The following is a 2,504-nucleotide window of genomic DNA, read 5'->3' on the forward strand; positions in this document are numbered from 1 at the left end:
GTCGTGACTGCGTGCCTTTTGAAGAATGAGCCTGCGAGTTAGCGGTGTGTAGCGAGGTTAACCCGTGTGGGGAAGCCGTAGCGAAAGCGAGTCCGAATAGGGCGATTGAGTTGCACGCTCTAGACCCGAAGCGGAGTGATCTAGCCATGGGCAGGTTGAAGCGGAGGTAAGACTTCGTGGAGGACCGAACCCACCAGGGTTGAAAACCTGGGGGATGACCTGTGGTTAGGGGTGAAAGGCCAATCAAACTCCGTGATAGCTGGTTCTCCCCGAAATGCATTTAGGTGCAGCGTCACGTGTTTCTTGCCGGAGGTAGAGCACTGGATAGGCGATGGGCCCTACCGGGTTACTGACCTTAGCCAAACTCCGAATGCCGGTAAGTGAGAGCGTGGCAGTGAGACTGTGGGGGATAAGCTCCATGGTCGAGAGGGAAACAGCCCAGAGCATCGACTAAGGCCCCTAAGCGTACGCTAAGTGGGAAAGGATGTGGAGTCGCAGAGACAACCAGGAGGTTGGCTTAGAAGCAGCCACCCTTGAAAGAGTGCGTAATAGCTCACTGGTCAAGTGATTCCGCGCCGACAATGTAGCGGGGCTCAAGCGTACCGCCGAAGTCGTGTCATTGCAGCAATAGGGCCAACGCCCGCTGTGATGGGTAGGGGAGCGTCGTGTGCCGGGTGAAGCAGCAGCGGAAGCTAGTTGTGGACGGTTCACGAGTGAGAATGCAGGCATGAGTAGCGATACACACGTGAGAAACGTGTGCGCCGATTGACTAAGGGTTCCTGGGTCAAGCTGATCTGCCCAGGGTAAGTCGGGACCTAAGGCGAGGCCGACAGGCGTAGTCGATGGACAACCGGTTGATATTCCGGTACCCGCTTTGAAACGCCCAATATCGAATCCATTAATGCTAAGGCCGTGAAGCCGTTCCGGAGCCTTCGGGCAAAGGAAAGTGGTGGAGCCGCTGATCCAAGGTGGTAGTAGGTAAGCGATGGGGTGACGCAGGAAGGTAGTCCAGCCCGGGCGGTGGTAGTCCCGGGGTAAGGGTGTAGGCCGTGTGATAGGCAAATCCGTCACACATTAAGGCTGAGACCTGATGCCGAGCCGATTGTGGTGAAGTGGATGATCCTATGCTGTCGAGAAAAGCCTCTAGCGAGTTTCATGGCGGCCCGTACCCTAAACCGACTCAGGTAGTCAGGTAGAGAATACCGAGGCGTTCGGGTGAACTATGGTTAAGGAACTCGGCAAAATGCCCCCGTAACTTCGGGAGAAGGGGGGCCATCACTGGTGATCGGATTTACTCCGTGAGCTGGGGGTGGCCGCAGAGACCAGCGAGAAGCGACTGTTTACTAAAAACACAGGTCCGTGCGAAGCCGTAAGGCGATGTATACGGACTGACGCCTGCCCGGTGCTGGAACGTTAAGGGGACCGGTTAGTCACATTTCGGTGTGGCGAAGCTGAGAACTTAAGCGCCAGTAAACGGCGGTGGTAACTATAACCATCCTAAGGTAGCGAAATTCCTTGTCGGGTAAGTTCCGACCTGCACGAATGGCGTAACGACTTCTCGACTGTCTCAACCATAGGCCCGGTGAAATTGCACTACGAGTAAAGATGCTCGTTTCGCGCAGCAGGACGGAAAGACCCCGGGACCTTTACTATAGTTTGATATTGGTGTTCGGTTCGGCTTGTGTAGGATAGGTGGGAGACTTTGAAGCAGCCACGCCAGTGGTTGTGGAGTCGCCGTTGAAATACCACTCTGGTCGTGCTGGATGTCTAACCTCGGTCCGTGATCCGGATCAGGGACAGTGTCTGATGGGTAGTTTAACTGGGGCGGTTGCCTCCTAAAGAGTAACGGAGGCGCCCAAAGGTTCCCTCAGCCTGGTTGGCAATCAGGTGTTGAGTGTAAGTGCACAAGGGAGCTTGACTGTGAGACCGACGGGTCGAGCAGGGACGAAAGTCGGGACTAGTGATCCGGCAGTGGCTTGTGGAAGCGCTGTCGCTCAACGGATAAAAGGTACCCCGGGGATAACAGGCTGATCTTCCCCAAGAGTCCATATCGACGGGATGGTTTGGCACCTCGATGTCGGCTCGTCGCATCCTGGGGCTGGAGTCGGTCCCAAGGGTTGGGCTGTTCGCCCATTAAAGCGGTACGCGAGCTGGGTTTAGAACGTCGTGAGACAGTTCGGTCCCTATCCGCTGTGCGCGTAGGAATATTGAGAAGGGCTGTCCCTAGTACGAGAGGACCGGGACGGACGAACCTCTGGTGTGCCAGTTGTCCTGCCAAGGGCATGGCTGGTTGGCTACGTTCGGGAGGGATAACCGCTGAAAGCATCTAAGCGGGAAGCCTGCTTCAAGATGAGTATTCCCACCTCCTTGAGAGGGTAAGGCTCCCAGTAGACGACTGGGTTGATAGGCCAGATGTGGAAGCCCGGTAACGGGTGGAGCTGACTGGTACTAATAGGCCGAGGGCTTGTCCTCAGTTGCTCGCGTCCACTGTGTTAGTTCTGAAG

1 rRNA gene is annotated in these 2,504 nt (G+C 56.0%); it reads left to right on the plus strand.

The window, feature by feature from the left end:
* Positions 1-2,472: ribosomal RNA gene (locus tag ACZ4UB_RS39515) — 23S ribosomal RNA — on the plus strand; the annotation flags it as partial.
* Positions 2,473-2,504: the final 32 nt, after the last annotated feature.

The organism is Streptomyces sp. NPDC028419, assembly GCF_055565515.1.